Raw genomic sequence first — 4415 nt, 5'->3', positions numbered from 1 at the left:
AGGTCATCGTCAGCACCTTATTTGAAGCCCCCTTACAGAGATGTGAGGGGGTTTTTGTTGGGGTTTTGTTTTTTTTAGTTTTACCATCAACGAACTCTTTAGTTTAATATTTAAATGACGGTCTATCATAAGGTAAACTTTATGGTAAAATAATACGGCTGTATTGACTCAATACGCATCACATTAGCCGCTCTAGCGATGACTTTGATGACATCTCCAGGCCATTTTCTTTGTTTGATTTTTTTAGAAGTTAGTATGAATGCTAGTCTATTTCAATCTTTGTATTTTTTATAAGTGGGTGCTATTTTGTTAAATCCATCTGATTTGTACAGCAGATCACAACCTTTGGATATTGCTATTGCTCGCAAAGGCATGAAAAAGAACAATGCATTGTTGCCAGCTGCACTTAATGCCGATCTGAGGGTTTGTCGTTTTTATCATAAAACAAAACAGGCTGATTTGGTGCTTGTATGGGGTCGTAAGTCCAAACGCAAAACCAAGCGAGGTGTGCGTTTGGCAAAAAGACTGCAAGCACCTTTGTGGACAGCTGAAGACGGGTTTTTACGCTCGCTAGATAGTGGGGTGAATAGCCGTTTTGGGGCAAGCTTTGTACTTGATGATTTGGGGATTTATTTTGATGCCACCATACCATCACGGCTGGAGCATCTGATTGCACATCGTCGGATGACTTGGATGGATGATGATGCATCTCGTGCCAAGTCATTAATTGATCAGATCATCCATCATCAATTATCCAAATACAATCCTAGCACGCCCTGCACGCATACACTGCCCGAGCATATCACGCTTGTCATTGATCAGGTGGCGGGCGATGCGTCCATTCAGGGTGCAGGCGCTGATCGTTTTGCCTTTTATCGGATGCTGTCATCAGCTATCCAGGTACATTCGTGTGTTTATATCAAAGCACATCCTGCCGCCAAAGTGGGATTTTTGGTAGATGAACAAGGGCAGCTCAATCAAGATGCAATTAATTATCTATTAATCGAAGGTATCAGCCAAGAATCGCTTGCCAATATTCATATCATCAAAGATGCCATCAATCCCATTGCGCTTTTGAGTCATGCGACAGCTGTCTATACCGTCAGCTCACATTTGGGCTTTGAAGCACTGATGATGGGCAAGGCGGTGCATAGCTTTGGGGTCAGTTGGTATAGCGGCTATGGATTGACGCATGATGATGGCGTGCTTGCTGATGAGCAGATGGCGACGCTTTATCAGGCGGTACAAGCACGCAGGAAGGCATTGGGTGCGGTGGATGTTAGCCTTGAGCAGTTGTTTTTTGCCAGTTATATTGATTATAGCCATTATGCCGACCCTGCTACGGGCAAGGCGTGTCAGATTGAGACGGTGATTGAGTATCTGATTCGCAATCGGGATTGGCAGGCTTGTTTGGCAGGCGATATGCTTGCCTATGATTTTAGCCGATGGAAAGTGGGCTTTGTCAAAGGTTATGCAGGATTTCCTGAAGTGAAGTTGGCGTTCAAAATTAAAAGTAGGCTGCAAACCTTATTTGGCGAAGATTTAATGTCGTGGCAGATCAAAAAAGACGATAAACTTGCTTTGACGCCTTTGGCAAATAAACCACATCAGCAATATTTGGTCTGGGGCTTGGCAGCCAAGCGTAGCCTTGCCAAAAAAATCCATACTTATCAACAGCAAAATAACCCTACCATCATCTGTATGGAAGATGGCTTTATTCGCTCTAATGGGCTTGGGGCGACCTTGCTTGAGCCATTGTCGGTGGTGATGGATGAGGTGGGCGTGTATTATGATGCGACCGCGCCATCACGACTTGAACAGATTTTGCAAAGCATCACGCTCAATGATGCACAGCGACAGCGTGCCAAAAAGCTACATCAAACCTTGCTTGAGCGTCAAGTCAGCAAATATAATGTGGGCAGTATTAATGATGTGCTGAATAATCAACTTGCGCAAAGCCGTACCCAAAAGCCATCTGCCAAAGTGCGCCTGGTCGTTGGGCAGGTCGAAGATGATGCATCGGTACAAAACTGCACAAGTGTGATCAAAACCAATGCTGATCTACTTAAGCGAGTACGAGCCGATTATCCTGATGATATCATCATTTATAAGCCACATCCTGATATCGAGGCGGGCTTAAGACTTGGCAAGATCGATGAAACCACGCTCAAGCTTGCTGATATCATTGCACAAGATACAGCCATGCCACAGTGCCTAGCTGTATGCGATGTGGTGCATACCATCAGCTCGCAGACAGGCTTTGAGGCGCTACTGCGGGGCGTAGCGGTGGTGTGCTATGGGATGCCGTTTTATGCTGGATTTGGCTTGACAACCGATATTGTTGAGACGGATAATTTGCCCAAGCAGACGGCCATTGCACGCCGTACACGCCACACGCCACTTAGTATAGAGGCGCTCATTCATGGTGCGCTCATTGATTATCCTGTGTACCGCTTGCCACACGGCTATGGACTGGCCAGCGTCGAACAGGTGATTGACTATCTGTATAACCAGACTCATCAAACCGCCAAACCGTCCATCAAACAACAGCTAATCCAAGCTGCTAAAACCAATTTTATGCGCCTGCGTAAGTTTACGATTTGATAAAAGAAAAAAAGTGCAACTTGTGCTAAAATAGCGCTTTGATTTGTATGATAATTAATCAAAGACAGCCATTTTGCCATCTTGATCAAGTTGAATACCTATGTCTGCATCCATGAAACGACTGCTTGACCATCGTCGCATTTTGCTCTTGCAGGGCAAGATGGGGACGTTTTTTTGTCGTTTTGCCACATTTTTGATGGATGGGGGTCGCACGGTACACAAGATCAATTTCAATGCCGGCGATGCGTTTTTTTATTGTCATAAAGACAAGATGAGCAATTATCATGGCACACTTGATGAATTTGATGGCTTTATTGACCAAATCATCCGTGAGCATGACATCGATGCCGTGGTTTGTTTTAATGACTGCCGACCCTATCATACCATCGCCAAAGCGGTCTGCGCCGAGCGTGGTGTGTCGTTTTTTGTGTTCGAAGAAGGCTATCTGCGCCCTGATTATATCACGCTTGAAGAGCATGGAATCAATGGTTATTCACGGCTCAATCCTGCAATGATTGAGAATTTTGATGTAGCCAATGATGCGCCAAAATACACCGCCAACCGCTTTTGGCGACTGTGTGTGGCGAGTATTGTTTATTATGCCATCATTTTTCTGGGTCAATGGCGGTATCCGCATTATGAGCATTATCGGGGACTATCCATTTGGCAAGAGATGATGGCGTGGCTGATTGCCCCCATTCGTAAAGCGGTGCGTTATTATCCGGATAAAGCCCTACAAAAACGCCTGATGCGTCAAGCAAGTGGCCAGTTTTATTTGGTCAGCTTGCAGGTGCATAACGACTCACAAATCACCCATCATAGCGATTATGCGGATGTCACCGATTTTATTCGTGAAGTGATGGTGTCATTTGCCAACTTTGCCCCACAAGGCACGCAGATTTTGTTCAAGCATCATCCGCTTGACCGTGGACATCGAGATTATAAGGGCTTGATTGCCAAATGGGCGGATGAACTTGGGATTGCAGGGCGGGCGCATTATGGTTGTGATATGCACTTGCCAAGCCTGATTCGTCATAGTATTGGCATGATTACGGTCAATAGCACCACAGGACTACAGTCAATTTATCATAAAAAACCCACCAAAATCATGGGTCGTGCGCTTTATGATATCAAAGGGCTGACCGACCAGCAAAGCTTGGATGAGTTTTGGGTCAATCCGGTTGCGCCTGATTATGAATTTTATCTGAAGTTTCGTGAATATCTGATTGAACAAACCCAGCTCAACGGCTCATTTTATGGGACTTCGCCATGGGCGCTGCCTTATATTCATGCCCAAGAAGTGGGCGTACCGCCAAAAAAATCCAAGTATCAATCGCTCGGCTGACCATCGCTCTGCCGTTTTGTGTTGACTGTCAATTATCGCCTGTCATGGGCGATTTTTTTATGCTTGAATTTACAATCTAACCGCAACACCAAATAAAAAAAGAAGTGTTCATCAATTTAATGTATCATTAAGTTACCACACAAAACAAAGCATTAAAGCAGATGAACACTTCTTATAGACGTCTTAATAGATGAACATGAAAAGATAATGGTTTTACTATCTTTAGGCAAATCCATTGGCATGATTGCCAAACGGTTAGGCAGAGCCAAATCCACCATTTGCCGTGAGATAAAAAGAAATGGCTATGATGGCAATTATTCAGCAACCAAGGCTAACTGTCTATACCAAACAAGAAGACAGGCTTGTCATCCTAAGCTAAAGCTTAATAACCCACTTGTATTTAACTTAGTATGTACCGGTCAACTATTTTCAAACAACCCCTAAGAGGGTTTTGTTAAAAAACTGT

Annotated in this window: 3 protein-coding genes; all 3 read left to right on the top strand. The window is 44.4% G+C overall.

Annotated elements, in window-relative coordinates:
• The first annotated feature begins 372 nt into the window (after window positions 1-372).
• The 3 genes from Q0N89_RS09730 (at window position 373) to Q0N89_RS09850 (ending at window position 4393) form a co-directional block, all read left to right on the top strand.
• Window positions 373-2604: a capsular polysaccharide biosynthesis protein gene (locus Q0N89_RS09730; RefSeq protein ID WP_294035888.1), complete on the top strand. Its 2232-nt coding sequence runs from the start codon at window positions 373-375 to the stop codon at window positions 2602-2604.
• 100 nt (window positions 2605-2704) lie between these two features.
• Window positions 2705-3949, top strand: coding sequence for a capsular biosynthesis protein (locus tag Q0N89_RS09725; RefSeq protein WP_294035886.1), 1245 nt, complete (start codon window positions 2705-2707; stop codon window positions 3947-3949).
• 174 nt (window positions 3950-4123) lie between these two features.
• Entirely contained in the window at window positions 4124-4393 is a 270-nt protein-coding gene (locus tag Q0N89_RS09850) for a helix-turn-helix domain-containing protein (RefSeq protein ID WP_367178568.1), read from the top strand.
• Window positions 4394-4415: the final 22 nt, after the last annotated feature.

Source organism: uncultured Moraxella sp. (assembly GCF_945873075.1).
Classification (GTDB): Bacteria; Pseudomonadota; Gammaproteobacteria; order Pseudomonadales; family Moraxellaceae; genus Moraxella.
Note: the sequence above shows the minus strand (reverse complement) of the source record. Positions and strands in the feature narration are given on the sequence as shown.